The sequence below is a fragment of the Bradyrhizobium sp. Crot121 genome, assembly GCF_059512385.1.
In genome coordinates, this window is the sequence record NZ_JCAMOR010000413.1 from 1 (window position 1) to 416 (window position 416).

Below are 416 nucleotides of genomic sequence, written 5' to 3' on the forward strand. Positions count from 1 at the left end.
TCTCGAAGACTTGCGGGCGCGCCCTTGTGGCGCGCCTTTGTATGGTTTGGCGGTCGACGTATGTTGCGACCCGAATGAGGTCAGCGCGGGCCTTAGCCTTCACCAATACAGCCATTACGTTTATTAGATAAACCAAAATTAAGAAATGCTGATTTACACTCTCAACGGCTGATCGAGACCACAGCTCGGCAGCAAGCGAGGTGAAAACATGAAGCTGTATCGTCGATTCCGCGCCAATATTGCGGGCGCCGCCGCCATTGAATTTGCGATCGTCGCACCGCTTTTCATGCTGATCGTGCTGACGATGATCGCCTATGGCATCTACCTCAGCGCGGCCCATTCCGTCCAGCAGTTGACTGCGGATGCCGCGCGTACAGCTGTCGCAGGCCTTACCAGCCAGGAACGCACGCAGCTCG

General features: G+C 56.0%; 1 protein-coding gene. It reads left to right on the forward strand.

Going from position 1 to position 416, the window contains the following annotated elements; translation table 11 throughout:
• Nucleotides 1-208 precede the first annotated feature (208 nt).
• Nucleotides 209-416, forward strand: a 208-nt coding sequence (locus AC5ZGW_RS47235) for a TadE/TadG family type IV pilus assembly protein (protein WP_496114284.1), incomplete at its 3' end; no start/stop codon positions are given.